The following is a 17767-nucleotide window of genomic DNA, read 5'->3' on the forward strand; positions in this document are numbered from 1 at the left end:
TTGGTCTAACACTCCTTTCCTTTGTATTCAAGGCAACTGTTTATTACAGGTTTTAGAATAACCACAGCCATTGGAGGAACCTTAATCTGGAGCGAGTAAGGTTGGTTATGCCACCTTAAAGGTTCAGCCATGTTAATTGCATTATTTAACTGATTGGAACCTCCAAAAACGTCCTTATCACTATTGAAAATTTCATTATATTCAACTAGCTCAGGGATTCCAATCCTGTAGTTTTCATATACAACTGGAGTAAAATTACAGATGACAATTAAATAATCATCCGGAGTTTTAGAGTACCTTAAAAACACTATAATGCTCTGATTATAATTGTTGGGATCAATCCATTTAAATCCCTGCCATTCATGGTCCTGTTCCCATAAAGCCTTTTCCTTTAAATACAGGTGATTAAGGGCTTTTACATAGTTGTGGAGTTTTTGATGCATATCATACTCCAGCAAATGCCAGTCAAGGCTTTTTTTCTCATCCCATTCGATAAACTGACCAAATTCCCCTGACATGAAAAGAAGCTTTTTACCCGGGTGGGTCATCATATAACCATATAAAGTTCTAAGACCTGCAAACTTCCTCCAATAATCTCCAGGCATTTTATCAATCAAGGATTTCTTGCCATGGACCACTTCATCATGGGATAGGGGAAGAATAAAATTTTCGGAAAAAGCATAGAAAAATGAAAAGGTAATTAGATTATGATGCCATTTTCTGTATATGGGATCCATTTCCATGTATTTTAGCATGTCATTCATCCAGCCCATATTCCATTTATAGTTATAGCCTAATCCTCCCATATACGTTGGTTTGGTTACCAGGGGCCATGACGTGGATTCTTCTGCAATCATCAAGGTATTAGGATACTTTTCAAAAACAGCTTGATTTAACATTTTCATAAATTCTATTGCTTCCAGGTTTTCCCTGCCGCCAAATTGGTTTGGCTCCCACTGGCCAGGTTCTTTAGCATAATCTAGATAAAGCATGCTGGCCACAGCATCAATTCTTAAACCGTCTATATGATACATGTCCATCCAAAATAGTGCATTTGATATGAGAAAAGACCTAACTTCAGGCTTGCCCAAATCAAAGTTAGCTGTTCCCCACTGAACATTTTCTTTCTTTATGGTGTTATGGTATTCATACATTGGCGTTCCGTCAAAGTTGAACAGTCCATGACCGTCTTTACAAAAATGTCCTGGTACCCAGTCAAGTATTACTCCAATACCCTTTTCATGACATTTATTAACAAAGTACATGAAATCATGAGGTGAGCCAAAGCGACTGGTAACAGAGTAATACCCTGTTATCTGATAACCCCATGAACCATCATGGGGGTGCTCCATTACAGGCATTAACTCAATGTGGGTGTATCCCATTTCGGCTGCATAGTCTACAAGCTCTTCTGCCAGCTCTCTATAGGTAAGAAAATTATTGTTTTCCTTTCTCTTCCATGATCCAAGATGCACCTCATAGATGAGAAGGGGTTCATTGTAAACATTAGACCTGCTCCTTCGCTCCAACCAATCACCATCAGTCCACGTAAACCCATCCAAATCAAATACAACGGAAGCAGAACAGGGTCTTCTTTCCGCATATACCCCAAAGGGGTCTGCCTTAAGATAAATATCACCAGAATAGGTGTGAATTTCATATTTATAGCAAGTGCCTTCCTCAAGTCCAGGAATAAAAATAGACCATATTCCCAAATCAGACACCCTTGTCATATAATGGTCCTTTCCACACCAACTATTAAACTCCCCCACAACATTTACTAGTCTTGCTTTTGGTGCCCAAAGGTTAAATAAAACACCCTTTTTCCCATTCAGTTCCGTAAGGTGTGCACCAAACATTTTATAACTTTGATAGTTGGTACCTTGATGAAACAGATATACATTATATTCATTAACTGCTTCTGTATTCATTTTTATAAAACCCCCTTTTCACCAAAAGCTTTATATATAATAATTAGATTTTTTAACTGGATAATCCTTCTATTTATAATATTTTTTTTACAATTAATAAAATTAAAGTTATTTTTTATTAAAATCTAACAAATTTTAGTAAGATTATATGAAATTAAATTATAACATTTTAATGCATCAGCAACATGAAACATAAAATTTAGGTTTTATTATTAAAATGTAACACTATTTAATTAAGTTCTCGTTAAATTTAGACTAATAAGATCTTAAGATCATTGACAAGATAATAGGAACAGCAATAATTATGGCCCAGCTGCTTCTTATAGCGCAACTGGGCCATAATTTTATATTTAGGAGGAGTTGCCTAAGTAAAATGTCAATTTGTCAAGCCTGACCCTCAAGGTGGTTTTTTATTCTATCCTTTACCTCTTCAAAATTTTCTTTTGTGCAGAACACCATCATAAGGGGACGTCTATTTCTTTTTAAGATGATGGTTCTTGACCGGGGATCAACCTCCATTTTATTAATGTCCTGCCAGCTAATATAGTTCTGCTGTCGTGACTGGGCAATCATTCCCGCTCCAGCCAATCCTGGGTTTCTGGAAAGCAAACCTGCAATTATAAGCATTGTATTAGTTATGGCATTTTTCCTGCCCTGCTTTCTTCCAGGGCTTTCCATTACTCCATTGCTATCCAGGGTAAAAATGAAATCATAACGTGCTCCCATTATAATTAAATAGCCTAGAATAAGACATACAGATAGTATAGCCATCAATATGAAGTAAAGCTGTCCTAAAAATTTTATAAAGTCTAGAGTAATTTTTGTGAAGGGATCCAGAGCCTGTATCAGAAAAAGAAGTATCAGCACAAACCCTACTGCAATTTGAAAAATCCAGAATAACTGCTTTAATATATGCTTATTTGCCAGCAGTGGAACAGCAATCTCCCATTCTAGCTTATGGTTGTTAGAATTGTGGTTGCTAAAATACCCCTTGTGACTAACCATGAAAAACTCTTAACCTCCCCCTTAACTATAAAATTATTCTCCTATGAGCTACTCCCCTTTTATTACCAGGGTCTTGGCAATTATGTCATGAAGTCCCTGCTTTTGTTTTGTAAAGGCTGCCATGATAAAGCCAATATATAGTATTACTGCCGAGATAATTTTAGAAAAATACCTGATGGCTGCCTGGGTGGTTGATATTTGCTGACCGTTAATATCAGTTACCTTTATCCTCATCAGCTTCTTCCCAATGGTACCCTGCTGGGGACTGCTTTCAAGGAGTATGAAATAGGCTGCTCCGGCAAAAAAGAAGATAAAGTTAGCAAGACTTGAACCGAGAATCCAGTTAAGTATTGAGAAAAGAATTGACAGAAGAATGCCATCCACCGCCAACGCTGCCAGCCTTCTAAGAAAGCCTGCATATTCCAGCGCATAACCTGTGCCATAACCAGGATGCACTCCCATTTGACCGTGACCTTGGATGTAATTTTGACTATAATCCCGTCCATAGCTTTGACTGATAACATTATTAGGTGCAGCACTTACTGTCTGGTCCTGCAGATTATGCCCACAACCTTGACAATATTTAAACTGGTCTTTATTATTTGTTCCGCAACTTGGACAATACATGATAAACCCTCCCAATGCAAAGTATTTTGGTTTATTCGAGCCAAAGAATATTGGCCCTTATTTTACCGGGCTGCCGCAGTTGATGCAGAATTTGCTGCCCGAAGGTGCTTCCTGGCCGCAGCTGGTGCAGTATGCAGCCTGCTTATCACTTTTAGCTTCCATTGATGCTGGTACTGGAGTTCCACATTCTACACAGAATTTAGTCCCAGGCAGAATCTCCGCCTTGCAATTTTTACAGCTATTAGCAGCTGAAGCCACTGCTTTTGTTTCACTAAAGCCCAGAGCTTTTTTATCAATAGATATCAAATTGCCCACCTGGTCATATGAGTACTTCAAGGCTATACCATTACTATATACAGCCGAGGTTAGACGGTTAAGCTTATCATAGGTATATGAAACTGAATAAGAAAATTTTTTGCTCATCATTTCTCCCTCCTGGTAACCATTATTACTTTTATTATTTATCTAAAGAGTCAAGCAGTCTTGATGCTTCTTCATCACTGAGACCATCATCCAATAGTGACCAATCTATTTCAAATGGCTTTTGGATATTGCTTTGGCTGCTGGGAGGAGTACAGGGTCTACTGTCTGCAGCAGTGCGTCTCTTTGCCGAAGAAGGCTGCTGTGGTTGGGGGGATCTTGCATTGCCAGGTTTTCCAGCAGCATTAATTACTTCTTCTAATCCAGCTTGGACTAATGAACCCGCATTACCAATTGCATCATAGGGATTAGGAGGATTAATTAGTATTGAATTTATATTTTTGACATTAGTAAAAGCAGCATCTCCCCCTTTAACATATGCCTGGTGGACATTTCTCCTATACGCATTATATGTGTTACGGGCATTGTCAAGATTCTGGGGGGAATCATCCCCTCTCTTCAATCGTTCTAAAGCTGCATTATGCTTTTCAACTGTTTGATTAGCCTTTTTAACTGCATCAGCAGTGCCTCTAAGCTTTTGAACTCCTTCATATACACCATAGCCTACTGTAAGAAGAGACCCAATAAAGAGAGTGGTACTGATAACATTTGTTCCGTGGGGATCCACATATTTTAATGGATTACCGTTTCCATATGCATATAGATTAATACCACCCAGGACACCTATGGGATCATCCTGAAGGAACCTTCCTGCTTGAGCATTGTAATATCTGTTTTTCATAAAATATATACCATTTCCCTCATCCACAACTCCAAAGGCTCCAGCAAAGGTAAATGTATTATCAAATGCTTCATCCAGACTTTGTACTATACTTCCATAAGGCTCATATACATAGGCTGCTTCCAGTTTTCCTGTCTCATCTGTAATTGCTGTAGTATTGCCCGACCTGTCAAAATGATAGAACCGTACTGCTCCATCTTCCTTTAATGCAGCTATAATACGCCCCCTGCCATAAATACAATAATTTAGAATGCTCCCATTTTCATATGTTTCAAAAAGCAGCCTGCCCTCTGTATCATAGTTGTAATACCTGGTCCCTTTTTTATCTGTAACCCTCACCCTGTCTCCATCACTATCATAGAGAAATCTTTTTTTAACTCCACCATACATAAACTCAGTCATATTATTATCGTAATCATAGGCTGCTTTCCAATTACCATCTGAACTAGCGGTAAGATTCCCATCTGCATCGTAGCTTAAGGAGGCTTCGTTTAACTCAACTAGTTGATTAAATGAGTTACATTTCATTTTATAGCTGATTTCAGCATCTAAGCTTTGCAGTTCAATAGGGCTGATTATTTTTTCAGCTATTATATTATTTAACCCATCCCTTTCTACAATAAACTGTGAAAATACATCCTCTCCCCGTTTATGTGTTACCTCAACTAATACATTAGCTGCATCATATTTATAAAGGGTTTTAGTTCCGTTAGATCTTGTCTCTGCCAGGACATTACCTACTCCATCATACGAATACTCTAGAAAATATCCATTAAATTCAACCCTGGTTATCCTGCTTCGTTTGTCATAATAGTATTTAACCTCCAGGCCGTTTCCATATTGCATCGTTTCCAAATAGCCCAACTGTGTGTAACTAAATGAAGCTTTCTGATTATTTGGATATGTTATTTTTACTGGCTGATAGTTTTTATTTACGGATATTTCCCTGGTTCCCCAAACATCATGGATCCTTAATATATCATCCTTATATAGATAATTGTATGAGGCCGCTTCCTGGTCATCATACAGCTTTTTCCCAATCCTGCCGTCCTGGTCATAAATATAGCTAATTATATTACCTCTCCCATTAATTAAAGACTTCATCCTGCCAAGCCCATCCCTAATAACCGAGGTTTCATAACCTAAAGAGTTAATTACTTTGCTTACTTGATTGTTTGCATCATATTCATATTTCATTGTATTTCCACGGGCATCCCTTATTTCCAGCACATTGCCTTCTGGGTCAAAGCTCATAGACGTATTGCTGCCCATTGGATCGGTGCTTTTTTGCAGCCTGCCAACTGCATCATAAATCATAATCCTTTCATTCCCAAGGGGATCCACCAGCCTTACAAGCATGTTGCTTCCGTTATATGTCATATAGGTAGTATTCTCCATTGCATCCACAATGCGTACAATATTAGAAAGCTCATCTCTTACAAAGGAGTTTACATTTCCATTTTCATCTATATTTTGAATGCCTGCACAGCAATCATACTCGTTGATAATGGTGCCGCCATCTGGGAAAATATATTTTTTCTCCCTGTTGTTTTTATCATATTCATATAAATGGACATTGCCCATAGTGTCTGTTATGGATTTTCTGGTGTAACCATCAGGAAGATAGTTATAGGTGCTGGTTGCACCCTGGGCACTAGTAATTTTTTCAACATTTCCATATTTATCATGGATAAAGATCACTTCTCTGCTGCCTTCTACTTTTACTCTGGTTAGTTGACCCTTCTCATCATATTCAAATATGGATTCATTACCTGAAGGTGTTATGATTTTTACCAGGTTATCTTTATCATCATAAATGTAGGTTTTGCTATGACCCTGAGCATTTGTCTCTGTTATCAAATTATCCCTTTCATCATAGCCATATCTAGTCACATTATTAAGTGGATCAGTTACACTAAGTAAATTACCTCGAGGGTCATACTGGTATCTGGTTATATTCCCCCTTTTATCTCTAAAACTGACTGGAAGCCCCTTCTCATAGCTTGTTGCAGAATAGCTGCCCTCTGCATCTGTAATTCTTTCAGTGAGACCATCCTTACTCTGAAAAAAGGTTATCACTCCTTCAGAATTAACCATTTTCACAATACGAGGATTTAAAGAAGTGACCTCATAGGTTGTGGTATTTCCCCGGGCATCAGTAACAGCACTAATGGTTTTGTGGCTGCCCCTTTCTGTATACTTGAAGGTGGTTGTTCTGCGTCCTTTCCCAATAATCATTTGCACCATATATCCATCAGCATCATATTGATAGTCAGCTTCAATTCCTTCAAAGTTAATGGATTTAACCATGAACCCCTTGTCATTATAACTAAAGTCAGCCCTTCTACCATCGGGCAGGCTAAATGAGGAACAATATCCCTGAGCATTGTAGGTAAAAATTATTTCTCTGCCCGCAGCATCAGTAATAGCTTTAATTGTTCCATCCTTATTGTAATGAACCATTATTGCATTACCATGTGTGTCCATATGTGCTGTCAGCATACTGTAAACAGTGCCCGGAACCTTGTCATAGCGATAAAGCTCCTTGCTGCCCTTCTCCTGGTACAGCCAGTAATCGCCATAATCAGTCAGCTTATCAAATCTGCCCTCAGGCGGGATAGTTTTTATTGGATGCTGGCTCATTTCTGGCATTGTAAATTCCAATTTCTGTCCAGATCCTCTAGTCAAAACAACTCTATTTTCACTTAGTTCAATGTAACTCTCATAGGCAAAGGACCATTTATATCCAAAGCTGCTGTTGCTGCCAGCTTGTGAATTATAATTAAAGCTAATATCTATGGCCGGCCCTAAACCTTTATGGTAAAACTTCCTGTCCGTGACATAAAGACCTAGAGCAGCAGTATTAATCATATATTTGGGTAGACCAAATGTGCTCATAACCAAGCCCCTCCCATCCTTCTTTTAAATTCTTACCTTTATATACCTTAAAATTCTTATCCCTTTGCTGCCACTGAAAAGATTAATATTTTGGGGTTTGTAAATAAGCTTCCCATTAGGGGCCACAATTTCCTTGAGATCCATTATATATTGTATTGGGATTGTCTCCAGGCCCACCCAGGCTGTCTGAGGGAATTGAAATATCCTGGCCTGGCATTTGTTGATCAACCTGTGAATCTTGAGGTGGAGCTCCAATATCTGAGCCAGGAATATCTGCAACGGCTGTTGGGATGCTCGAACTACCTGCCCCGCCCACTGCTGCACCGGCTGCTGCTCCTATGGATGGTGCAGCACCGGCAGCCACGGCTTCGTTTCTGCCCTGACTTACCCACCATGTTCCAAAATCCCTGCCATATTCATCCCAACCCCCATCATGGGCTGAAGCTCCCGTTGTCAAAAACCAGATAATATTAATTCCAAAAAACATGGTAAAAAAAACGTTTATGGCAGCATTTCTTGTCTTTGCCATTAGGAAAATGCCTCCTCCCAAGAGCAAAGCAGCAGCCAGGTAAGCACTATGCGGCCTGAAGGGTAAAAATATAAATGCCAGGCCTCCCAGTACTACAGCTGTTAAAAGGACTATTAAATACCCATCATTAAATGGTCTTGCAGGCTTTTTACTCATAAAAATGCGCTGCCAATCAAAGTAAGCCAGCTTAATGGCAATATACATAAGCCCTTCATAACGAGAGGTTAACAGTAAAAAGAACGCAGCAACCAGGATAAATGAAATATAAATGTTCTTTACCATAATGTTCACGACTAGAACTATGGCCATGGTAATTAAAAAAACACCAATATTTCTGCTGCCCAATTGTTTAAATCCCTTTAAAACCCACCCTGGTGTAGAGATTATTTCTTTGAGGAATTTTACAGGACCATTTCCTAGAATTCGAACAAAGATTATGTAAGATGCCAGCCATCCTGCTATTGTCCAAAAAAAGGTGGCCCTGCCCACGTTGTTGTGGTTATGCCATTTTAACGCAAGGATATCAGCCGCCCAGCTGCTGATTTTTAGATAGCCATTATTGACTACAACAAGCAGATAGGTATGAACTGCCCATACCAAAAAACCAATTACAGCAGCCCTAATAAGCATTTTAGGAATATTTTTTATTATGCCTCTTATTATTAATGCCAGAAACTGCAGTAAGGTCTGGGGACTTTGTGCTGTTTGGAAGCGTTCTTTATTGCTGGAAGCTTCATTATTTGGTATCTGTTCTTGTACCCAATTGGTTCCATCCCACATGAGCCAGCTGCCGTCAGTCTGGTTTATATGCCACCAGTTTCCATTCTCATCCTGGAGCTGCAGTTTAGCTATTTCAGCTGCAAACTGTGCCTCATTTATTTTTTTCTTTTTAAGCTGCTTTTGCAAATCCTTGTATCTCGCAGTAGCCTTCTTAAAGTCCAATTTTTTCCCCCCTTATTAAAGCTTAGTTTATATAGTATATTCATGCCAGGTCAAGGAAGCCGACTTAAAGCATCCTTCTCAATGGCGTTAACCCCATAATGGGTTCCAAGCCACAACACCCCGTCTGCATCCTGAAGTATTACCTTCACCTCATAGTTTGCAAGACCCCTCTCCTCTGTTAAAATATGGCTCTCACCCCCACCAAGCAGGGCCTCCTTTGTAAAAACTGCAACTCCATCAAATTCAGAAGTAAACCAGTATACATCTCTATGATCCTGGAAAATAAACCGCACCTTTTCACCAGCTAACCCCTGTTCCTTGTGCAGAGCAGCTGCAATCTCCCATTCATTTCCATTATATGTAAATCTAACGGCCCCTCCACGTTCAAACAATCCCATGCCTGCCCAGACATATCCAAGGGTATCTTCATGAAAGGCAGTAATATTGTTGTGGGGAAGCCCCTTTTCCACTGAAAAGTACTGCCACTTACCATTTCTTAAATAGCTAATGCCTCCCCTGGGAGCAACATAATGTCCGAACCAATATCCGCCAAGACTGTCTTCCATGATTACATTTACCATGTCCTCCATGAGACCATTCTCCCTGGTAATTGCTTCCCAGCTTTGACCGTTAAAGATGGCCACACCTCCCCAGGTTCCGACTAAAAGCCTGCCCTGGCTGTCCTCATACATACAGTTAACCCGCTTATCAGGCAGACCCTCATTCACCTCCAGAATAAGGTTGCCGTCCTCTTTAAGAACTGTCAGGCCATTGAAATGTCCAATCCACAAAGCTCCTTCCCTATCCATATACAAAGCTTTAACATAGTCAACCTCTCTGGGCAGGGAGAGATGTTCTATGAGCTCGAATTTACCTCTGTCAATCTTATACACTCCTGCCTGACCTCCGGTCCAGATGTAATCCCCACTTTCTATCATTGCATAGGTCTCACCAGGTGGACGAATTAACTTCCAGCCCTCTGGGAGGTCCCTTTCAGGCTCCATTCCAGCCAGGAAAGCACCTCCTGCAGAAACCAGAAAAAATCCTCCTAGAACCAGCAGACTTACAAAAATCCAGCTTTTTACAGAAATTCTTTTGTTATTAATAATGGTTCACCACCTGTAAAAACAACATTTTCCATAACTCTTTAATATAACAACATGTTTGCATTTATCAAGGATTTTTACAATCACCCGAAAGGGTGATTTTGCACAATATCACCCTTTCGGGTGATATTAACTATTGAGCTTTTTTTATATAATTGGGCTGCAAAAATAATAATTTAAAAAAGTTTGAAAATAAAGGTTCAGAAAGGAGCAATTTAATGGTAAATCCAGGTTATTGCAAAAATCGTCTTATGTTAGTTGTATTTCTAGCTCTAATGATGGTTCTTTTTACACTTGTTACTGCAGCATGTCAATCTTCATCCCAGAAGGAGGTTGTAATCTACACCTCAGTAGACCAGATTTTTGCAGAGGATATTCTCAAGGATTTTGAACAGGAAACAGGAATTAAGGTACGCCCGGTTTTTGATGTGGAAGCTACCAAGAGCGTTGGTCTTGCCAATCGTCTCATTGCCGAAAAAGACCGGCCCCAATGTGATGTTTTTTGGAGTGGTGAATTTATCATGACAATAGTACTTGCCCAGGAAGGTATATTAGAACCATATGCTTCACCCTCTGCTAGTGACATACCTGATAAATACAAGGATCCAGATAACTACTGGACCGGTTATGCCGGCAGGGCCAGGGTTCTATTTGTAAATACAGACCTGGTCAAACCCGAGGAATATCCCACTTCTATATTTGACTTGATTGACCCTAACAGAGATGGTTCTAAAATGGGCATAGCTTATCCAATTTTTGGTACTACCTTGACCCAATCTGCAGCTATTTACGCTTACTATGGAGAGGAAAAGGCTCGGGAATTTTTTGAAAAGCTGCGAGACAATGGGGTAAAGGTGGTTGACGGAAATTCAGTAGTCCGTGACATGGTGGTTAGTGGACAGCTGCACATTGGACTAACAGATACAGATGACGCATGTATTGCAGTAAACAGAGGTGACCCAGTAGAGATAATAATACCTGATCAGGATGGAATTGGGACCCTGGTGATTCCCAATACAGTTGCCCTTATAAAGGGAAGCCCAAACCCAGAGGAGGGTAAGGTTCTTATAGACTGGTTATTGACCAAAGAGATGGAAAAGACTTTAATTGACCATGGCTGGAGCCATATTCCCGTTCGTCCCATCACTAGCGATAACAGCTGCATCCCTCCTGTAGAAGTAAAAAATATGGATGTAACCTTTAAACAAATATTTGACCAAAGAGATCTGGTAAACAGGGATCTTGCAGAAATGTTTGTAAGATAAAATGTATAGATCATATATTCATTGGGAAGGTTTGCTGCACAAAGCAGTCATAGTCCTTTTTGCAGCCATTGTGTATTTCCCCATAACAGTACTTTTCTTTGACGGAATAACCTTAGCAGCTCAAAAGATGGATTTATTAACCTTGGCAGTACCCACGGGGCGGCGATTAACACTGTTTTTAAGAACCATAGGCTATGCTGGCGCTGTAGGCATAGGCACAGTATTGGTTGGGATTATGTCCGGCAGTATAATCTGGTCTTACAAATCAAAGGGTTTTATTAGTTTTGTCAAGGTGCTTTTTGGCCTCAGCTTGATAATGCTGCTGGTTCCCCCTTACATCCATGCCTTGGCGTGGTCATCGGCTATCTACTGGATTTTTTCAAAGCTGGCATCAGCAGGTCTTGGGATGTTACAGGTGCAGGGCATAATTGTAAGCTGGTGGGTAATGCTCATGGCATTAATTCCTGTGGGATTAGGCTTCTCCCTGGTTGGTTTTCGGTGTATAGACAATGGTTTAGTAGAAGGGGGGCGTGTCCTAAAAAATGACATGACTGTTTTTCACAAGATTATCCTGCCCCTTGCCCTGCCAACTGCTGCAGCAGGAGGAGTTTTTGCTTTTCTTTTAACTGTGCTGGATTACAGCGTTCCTTCACTTTTTTTAATTAACATTTATTCTTTAGAGATATTTGCCGAATTTAGTGCAACAAATCAGCCTGTTAGAGCACTCTTGCTTTCACTGCCGTTAATGGGGGTTGCATTCCTGGTAGTTTATTACATTGCAGCAGTTTTCCCCAGCATTGCCGGCGGATTGACTAGAGCACAAAGCAAAGAAGCTTTACCCCTTGTTTTTCCAATATGGTTTAAGCTTCTCCAGCTAGTTTTTTTGGGTGTTATATTTTTACAGGTATCCGTACCCATATTGAGCCTATTAATTAAGGTAGGAAGTCTCGAAAGCTTTTTCCTCTCCCTTAAGCTTGCAGGCAGGGAAATAATTTTCACCATAATTCTTTCAACAGCGGCAGCCTCTGCTGCTATTGTCCTGGCAGCAGGTGTAGGGCTTAAGCTGGCCGGCTCAAAAGGGAAAAAAATCTGGTGGGCTCTTGCAGCCCTTCCCCTGGCAGTACCTGCACCTCTTGTGGGTATAGGTATGGCAGCTTTATACAGCAAACCAGTGCTAAATGTATTTTACGGATCACTTTTGATGCCTGTAATGGCAGCCCTGGTAAGGTTTGTGCCTATTGCTGCTATTGTTCTGGCAGTACAATTTAAAAGATTTGACAGCAACCTGCTGGATGCAGCAAGGGTTTTCCAGAGAAGCCCATTACAGGGTGCTTTTCGGGTAAGGCTGCCCCTGCTCCTTCCCGGTCTTGCAGCAGCCTTTATAATTACCCTGGTATTAACCGCCGGAGAACTTGGAGCAACCCTGATTGTTGTACCCCCTGGGTATTCAACGCTGACCATGCGTATATATAACTTTATGCATTACGGATCTTCAGACCTCATTGCAGGCTTGTGTCTGGCTATGCTGGCTATTTCCATGATTTTTAGCTTTGCTGCCTATAGAATAGTAATGGGCAGGGGCAGTTTAAGGAGGCAGATATAATGGAGGCTAATATGCAAACTAATCCCCTGGTTCATGTGGATAATATTTCAAAAAGCTATGGCAGGACACAGATTTTACAAAATCTATCTCTTAAAGTGGAGGAAGAAAGCTGTGTTGTTATCATGGGTCCTTCAGGAAGCGGAAAAACCACACTCCTGCGTTTGATAGCCGGACTGGAGGTTCCTGATCAAGGCAGTATTTATCTAGGTGATAGGCTGGCTAGTGATGAAAGATTCATTATGCCTCCACATCTCAGACGCCTGGGCTTTGTTTTCCAAACCCCAGCCCTTTGGCCCCATATGACAGTTAAAGAAAATATTTCCTTTGGGATGGAACCAGATAAGAATAATGGGACCAAAGTTTTAGAATTACTGTCAAGAATGAAAATGGAACACCTGAGTGAAAGATATCCAGACCAGCTTTCAGGAGGTGAGGCAAGGAGGGTTTCCCTGGCCAGGGCGCTGGCTCCCAGGCCCAAATGTATTCTCATGGATGAGCCTTTAACAAATCTGGATTATAAATTAAAATCTACCCTTTTAGAATTAATTAATGAGATATTTACCATGGATAAATTGTCGCTAATATTTGTTACCCATGATCAGGGGGAAGCCATGGCAGTACAGGGAAAGATCCTTAATCTGTCCCAAGGAACGTTAATATGCTAGAAAATTAATATTTTGGAGGAGATGTAAATGTTTTGTCATAATTGCGGTGCTAAACTGAACCCGGGCAGCAAATTTTGCGGCAGCTGTGGGCAAAAAACAGAACCTGGAGCAGAAAATAGGGCATCTGGCACTCCACACGCACCAACTCCGCCCCCACCGAGGGCACCAATGGCTCCGCCCCCACAGGCAGCAGGCATGATGCAAGGCAAAGAAGCATATTCCCAGGCACATCAGGCAGCTCCCGGGAAACAACCAATGCCTGGTCATCCACCACCAGGTCAGATGTACAATCATGGTCCTGGACCTGGTACCGGACCAGGACTTGGTCAGGGCTTTCCCGGGCAGCAGTTTAATCCTCAATTTAATCAGAAGCAAAAATCCAGCAAGGGGTGTCTGATAGGTATATTAGTAGTTGTTCTATTAATCATAATTCTCTCGGCTATTGGATTAGCCTATGTGTATTTTGCAGCAGATTTAACCAAGGGCAGCCTGCCTTCCACTGATTTACTGGGCAGTATTGGCCTGAAGTCTAGCCCTGAAAAGACAGTAGAAGAACTATTTGAAGCTATAGGCAAGGAGGATGTGGAGGGTTTCATTGCCTTAATTACTGCGGAATCTATTGAGTTTATAAAAGCAGACATGCTGGATCCAAGCATTACACTTGAGCAGGAAGTAGCAGATGGACTGTATTGGATAAATACATATGGAGTCGAAGATTATGGCAAGGATTGGCATAAAAGCATTACCTATCAATTAACTGAGGAAAGTGGTGATAGGGCCAGAGTTCTAGCTTCATTAGCCGGCGAAACTATAGATGTAATATTGTTAAAAGAGGATGGAAAGTGGAAGGTGGACTGGACTTCCATATACGGATGGTAAAAGATACTGAGTTAATAAAACAAAAAATCAAATTACAGGAGGTAATCTTATGAGTTCATTTTTTAAAAAGCTAACGGAAACTGCCAAAACAACCGCAACCACACTTGGGGCTAAGTCTGCTGAGCTGGTGACTACAGGAAAGCTTAAAATGGAAAAAATGCAGTTGGAAGGAAAGGTTAAGGATAAGAAGCTTGAAATAGGAAATCTAATATATGCTGCCTATCTTGCAGATGAGGAGCCAATCCATGAGGCAGTTGGATTATTATGTGTAGAAATCAAGGATCTAGAAAATCAGATTGCTGCCCTGGATACCCAAATGAAAGCCGAGGAAAGCCAGGCGGCAGCCACTGGTGCAGCACCTTTAGTGTCATGTCCTAATTGCGGCAACCAGGAAAAGGAGGGCACAGCCTTTTGCAGCAGCTGTGGTCAAAAGCTTGGATCAAAGGCTTGCGAAAACTGCGGGCAAAATCTTGCTCCAGGAGCAAAATTCTGTGCCGGATGCGGCACCCCAGTGAAATAATGCAGATAGGTCTTAGGGTATTTTAGGTACCCTAAGACCATTAAAATTTCTAGAATAAAGCACGCAATTAGTTTCTTTAAATGTAAAGGGGGGTTTTATACATGACAGCATTTATAATTGGAATTATATCAATAATACTTGCCCTTGCAGTACTCATGGCAGCATATTTAATAATTCTCTATAATGGGCTGGTAAAAATACGCAACATGGTACACAATTCCTGGTATCAGATTGATGTCCAGCTTAAAAGGCGGTATGATTTAATACCTAACCTTGTTGAAACAGTCAAGGCCTATGCTTCCCATGAAAGGCAGGTCTTTGAAAATGTTACCAGGGCAAGAGCCATGGCCGCTCAAGCCGGTACCATGGAGGAAAGGCAAAATGCAGAAAACATGCTTTCAGGGGCATTAAAATCTTTATTTGCTGTTGCTGAGGCTTATCCCCAGCTCCAGGCCAGCCAGAATTTTTCTCAACTGCAGAGGGAAATGAGTGATCTGGAAAGCAAAATAGCCTTTGCCAGACAGTTTTATAATGACACAACCATGAAATATAATACAAAAATACAGACTTTTCCAACCAACATTTTTTCCTCCCTTTTAGGCTTCCAGTACATTCCCTATTTTATGGCAGAGGAGCAAGCACGAAACAATATACAGGTAAAATTTTAACTGATGATAATGGATGCATGAAATTGCAAGGAGGACTTTAAAATGTTAAGGAAACTGTATAAGATTGTGATAGTGTTAATCTTGATGTTTGCCATTGGAAGCTTTATATATGAAGTTGACCTCAGCCGAGTATCTTTTGCTCCTGACAGCTATTACTTTGAAGAGTTTGTAATTGACGCAGAAGTTCTGCCGGATGGTTCAATGATGGTCAATGAAAAATGGGTGGTTAATTTTAATGGAACCTTTACAAGACTCTATCTGGATATACCCATAGATGGATTTACTGAGCTAAAAAACATTCAAGTATCAGAGGCCGGCACGCCTTATACTCTCACTGAAAGGGCAGCCCATAGGCCTGCTAACCATTATGCCTACTGGATTGATAATAACAGGTACAACATTGAATGGTATTATTCAGCCAGGAAAGAAACCCGCACCTTTAATTTAAGCTACCAGGTAATGGATTGCGTAAAGCTTCATGATGATGCAGCAGAGCTTTACTGGAAGTTCATCGGTGATGAAAACCCTGTAAAGACAAAATCCGTCACAATCAATCTTTCCCTGCCCCCAGGTTCTGACGTAAAGGATATTCGTGCATGGGGACATGGACCACTCCAGGGAGATGTAAAAATAGTCAGCTCAGAAAGGATTTTATTTACAGTTAAAAATCTTCCGCCTGAAACCTTTGTTGAAGGCCGAGTAGTGTTTCCCCTGGAGCTGATACCTGACGGCAGGGTAAAAACAGGCAGTCCTGCCCTGGCTGCAATCCTTGCAGAAGAAAAGATATGGGCAGAGCAGGCCAAAAAAGAGCGCATGATGAGCCTTTTGGAGATTGTTGGCGGCTTTTTAATAGGTGTAATAGGCCTGGCAATAATTCTTGGAATATATGCTACATGGGGTAAAAGGCTCAAGCCTGAGCTGGCTGTAGATTATTACCGAGAGCTGCCGGGAGACTATTCTCCAGCAGAAGCAGAAGCTCTTTATAGTTTTAACAAATACAAGACTACTGCCATAGCTGCAACTCTAATGGATCTCGCGCGCCGTGATTATTTGCGACTTGAACCCACAATCCAGGATCAAAGGGGCCTTGGAAAGCTCTTTGGAAAGAGTCAGGAGAATATAAACATCCGTCTGCTTAAAAGCATTGACAACGGCATTCTTCCCCACGAAAAGGTGCTCATTGAGTTTCTGTTCAACCAGGTAGGAGGCGGCAGCTCCCTTGTTTCATTAAATGCGTTAAATACCTATGCCAGGAAAAGACCCCAAGCTACCAGGGGTTTCTGGTCCATGTGGAAATCAAAAATTGATGAACGAACCTTGAGACTGGACTTCTTTGATAGCAGCTCTGGAAAGGCTCAAGTAGCCATGGTGCTTTTTGCTGTTGTTTTTTTCATAGGAGCCTTTATAATGATAGGTCTCAATCTTTTTTATCCTGCCATTGGCATGCTTGTCTGTCTAGCTGGTGCAATCATAGCCGGAATGAATATGAAAAGGCGCAGCCAGCATGGGGAAAACCAGTTAGCCTTATGGAAGGGGTTTAGAAGGTTTTTGAGAGACTTCTCTAATCTGGATAGGGCCACCCTGCCTCACCTGATTCTCTGGGAGCACTATCTGGTTTATGCCGTTATCCTTGGAGTAGCAAAGGAAGTCATAGCCCAGCTGCCTATTGTTTATCCTGAATTAAATGATCCCCAGACAAGATTTGGCTACAACTGGTATTACACTGGGATTGGAGGACATCTGGGAGCAAGTCAAGGCCAATTTATGGCGGGTGCAGCACTTAACAATATGGCTACCATGGCAGCCTCCATGGAAAAGACCTGGAATACAGCCTTTAGTACAGTTAATAGTGCCTTGAAATCAAGCGGCAGTTCTTCATCCTCTGGAGGTGGCGGCGGCTTCTCCAGCGGTGGCGGCGGTGGCGGCGGAGGCGGCGGAGGCGGTGGCCGGGGTGCCAGTTAAAACCT

At 41.1% G+C, this 17767-nt stretch carries 14 protein-coding genes; 7 read left to right on the top strand and 7 right to left on the bottom strand.

Annotation, left to right across the window (positions count from 1 at the left end):
- Window positions 1-5 precede the first annotated feature (5 nt).
- The 7 genes from glgB to K364_RS0110280 all read right to left on the bottom strand — a co-directional run bounded on the left by glgB (window position 6) and on the right by K364_RS0110280 (window position 10098).
- Window positions 6-1931, bottom strand: a complete 1926-nt coding sequence (glgB, locus tag K364_RS23600) for a 1,4-alpha-glucan branching protein GlgB (protein WP_051533951.1) — start codon at window positions 1929-1931, stop codon at window positions 6-8.
- A 384-nt stretch (window positions 1932-2315) separates the two neighbouring features.
- Window positions 2316-2936 carry a hypothetical protein gene (locus K364_RS0110255; RefSeq protein ID WP_028307953.1) on the bottom strand — a complete coding sequence of 207 codons (621 nt, stop codon included), beginning with the start codon at window positions 2934-2936 and terminating at the stop codon, window positions 2316-2318.
- A gap of 48 nt (window positions 2937-2984) precedes the next feature.
- On the bottom strand, window positions 2985-3563 hold the full coding sequence (locus K364_RS0110260) for an RDD family protein (protein ID WP_242841678.1): 579 nt from the start codon (window positions 3561-3563) through the stop codon (window positions 2985-2987).
- Between the two features lie 57 nt (window positions 3564-3620).
- Window positions 3621-3989: a zinc ribbon domain-containing protein gene (locus K364_RS23605; protein WP_084295704.1), complete on the bottom strand. Its 369-nt coding sequence runs from the start codon at window positions 3987-3989 to the stop codon at window positions 3621-3623.
- Between the two features lie 31 nt (window positions 3990-4020).
- Entirely contained in the window at window positions 4021-7623 is a 3603-nt protein-coding gene (locus K364_RS0110270; protein WP_028307955.1) for an RHS repeat-associated core domain-containing protein, read from the bottom strand.
- A gap of 115 nt (window positions 7624-7738) precedes the next feature.
- Window positions 7739-9094, bottom strand: a complete 1356-nt coding sequence (locus K364_RS0110275) for a hypothetical protein (protein ID WP_028307956.1) — start codon at window positions 9092-9094, stop codon at window positions 7739-7741.
- A 50-nt stretch (window positions 9095-9144) separates the two neighbouring features.
- Window positions 9145-10098: a ligand-binding sensor domain-containing protein gene (locus K364_RS0110280; protein ID WP_051533952.1), complete on the bottom strand. Its 954-nt coding sequence runs from the start codon at window positions 10096-10098 to the stop codon at window positions 9145-9147.
- 320 nt (window positions 10099-10418) lie between these two features.
- Between K364_RS0110280 and K364_RS0110285 the strand changes: the two genes are divergently transcribed.
- The 7 genes from K364_RS0110285 to K364_RS0110320 all read left to right on the top strand — a co-directional run bounded on the left by K364_RS0110285 (window position 10419) and on the right by K364_RS0110320 (window position 17762).
- A complete protein-coding gene (locus tag K364_RS0110285; RefSeq protein ID WP_156946440.1) occupies window positions 10419-11465 on the top strand; it encodes an extracellular solute-binding protein in 1047 nt (348 codons plus the stop codon).
- 31 nt (window positions 11466-11496) lie between these two features.
- The gene (locus K364_RS0110290) at window positions 11497-13068 is read left to right on the top strand and encodes an ABC transporter permease (protein ID WP_156946441.1); all 1572 of its coding nucleotides are present in this window, start codon (window positions 11497-11499) and stop codon (window positions 13066-13068) included.
- A complete protein-coding gene (locus K364_RS23610) occupies window positions 13068-13733 on the top strand; it encodes an ABC transporter ATP-binding protein (protein WP_156946442.1) in 666 nt (221 codons plus the stop codon). The genes K364_RS0110290 and K364_RS23610 overlap by 1 nt, the downstream gene beginning before the upstream one ends.
- A 27-nt stretch (window positions 13734-13760) precedes the next feature.
- Window positions 13761-14612, top strand: a complete 852-nt coding sequence (locus K364_RS0110300; protein WP_028307960.1) for a zinc ribbon domain-containing protein — start codon at window positions 13761-13763, stop codon at window positions 14610-14612.
- A 49-nt stretch (window positions 14613-14661) separates the two neighbouring features.
- Window positions 14662-15132, top strand: a complete 471-nt coding sequence (locus tag K364_RS25600) for a zinc ribbon domain-containing protein (RefSeq protein WP_051533953.1) — start codon at window positions 14662-14664, stop codon at window positions 15130-15132.
- A 101-nt stretch (window positions 15133-15233) separates the two neighbouring features.
- Window positions 15234-15800, top strand: a complete 567-nt coding sequence (locus tag K364_RS0110315) for a LemA family protein (RefSeq protein ID WP_035268522.1) — start codon at window positions 15234-15236, stop codon at window positions 15798-15800.
- 42 nt (window positions 15801-15842) lie between these two features.
- A complete protein-coding gene (locus K364_RS0110320; RefSeq protein WP_028307962.1) occupies window positions 15843-17762 on the top strand; it encodes a DUF2207 domain-containing protein in 1920 nt (639 codons plus the stop codon).
- The last annotated feature ends 5 nt before the right edge of the window (window positions 17763-17767 follow it).

Origin of the sequence: Desulfitibacter alkalitolerans DSM 16504 (assembly GCF_000620305.1) — a bacterium.
Lineage (GTDB): Bacteria > Bacillota > DSM-16504 > Desulfitibacterales > Desulfitibacteraceae > Desulfitibacter > Desulfitibacter alkalitolerans.

What these genes read in the sequence shown, in the direction of transcription:
- K364_RS0110270 (WP_028307955.1), bottom strand. Translation starts at nt 7,623, where the DNA reads ATGAGCACATTTGGTCTACCCAAATATATGATTAATACTGCTGCTCTA.
- K364_RS25600 (WP_051533953.1), top strand. Translation starts at nt 14,662, where the DNA reads ATGAGTTCATTTTTTAAAAAGCTAACGGAAACTGCCAAAACAACCGCA.
- K364_RS0110260 (WP_242841678.1), bottom strand. Translation starts at nt 3,563, where the DNA reads ATGTATTGTCCAAGTTGCGGAACAAATAATAAAGACCAGTTTAAATAT.
- K364_RS0110255 (WP_028307953.1), bottom strand. Translation starts at nt 2,936, where the DNA reads ATGGTTAGTCACAAGGGGTATTTTAGCAACCACAATTCTAACAACCAT.
- K364_RS0110315 (WP_035268522.1), top strand. Translation starts at nt 15,234, where the DNA reads ATGACAGCATTTATAATTGGAATTATATCAATAATACTTGCCCTTGCA.
- K364_RS0110320 (WP_028307962.1), top strand. Translation starts at nt 15,843, where the DNA reads ATGTTAAGGAAACTGTATAAGATTGTGATAGTGTTAATCTTGATGTTT.
- K364_RS0110280 (WP_051533952.1), bottom strand. Translation starts at nt 10,098, where the DNA reads ATGGAGCCTGAAAGGGACCTCCCAGAGGGCTGGAAGTTAATTCGTCCA.
- K364_RS0110285 (WP_156946440.1), top strand. Translation starts at nt 10,419, where the DNA reads ATGGTAAATCCAGGTTATTGCAAAAATCGTCTTATGTTAGTTGTATTT.
- K364_RS23610 (WP_156946442.1), top strand. Translation starts at nt 13,068, where the DNA reads ATGGAGGCTAATATGCAAACTAATCCCCTGGTTCATGTGGATAATATT.
- K364_RS0110300 (WP_028307960.1), top strand. Translation starts at nt 13,761, where the DNA reads ATGTTTTGTCATAATTGCGGTGCTAAACTGAACCCGGGCAGCAAATTT.
- glgB (WP_051533951.1), bottom strand. Translation starts at nt 1,931, where the DNA reads ATGAATACAGAAGCAGTTAATGAATATAATGTATATCTGTTTCATCAA.
- K364_RS23605 (WP_084295704.1), bottom strand. Translation starts at nt 3,989, where the DNA reads ATGATGAGCAAAAAATTTTCTTATTCAGTTTCATATACCTATGATAAG.